This window comes from Pseudoalteromonas sp. 20-92, from assembly GCF_030847595.1.
GTDB classification, from domain to species: Bacteria; Pseudomonadota; Gammaproteobacteria; order Enterobacterales; family Alteromonadaceae; genus Pseudoalteromonas; species Pseudoalteromonas fuliginea.
In genome coordinates this window covers 1-290 of sequence record NZ_JANJGQ010000099.1, presented here as the reverse complement: position 1 = coordinate 290, position 290 = coordinate 1, and the positions used below count along the sequence as shown (strand labels likewise).

General features: G+C 38.6%; 1 protein-coding gene. It reads left to right on the top strand.

Annotated elements, in window-relative coordinates:
* On the top strand, nt 1-290 hold a 290-nt coding region (locus NRL14_RS20910; RefSeq protein ID WP_306725528.1), incomplete at both ends, for a cytochrome c3 family protein.

The following is a 290-nucleotide window of genomic DNA, read 5'->3' as shown; positions in this document are numbered from 1 at the left end:
ACCAATTTAGTCCTTCATTTTTAGAACCTAATTTGTATCACGCCGATGGTCAAATTAAAGAAGAAGTGTATGTGTTTGGTTCTTTTGTACAAAGTAAAATGTACAAAGCCGGTGTTAACTGCGTTGACTGCCACGATAAACACACTATGAAAGTTAAAACAAAAACGAATGGGCTATGCTTGCAGTGTCACAGTGCCAGTGAATACAACAAATCCGAGCATCATCGTCATAAAGAACAATCAACCGGTGCACAATGTGTTAGCTGTCATATGCCAACCAACAGATACATG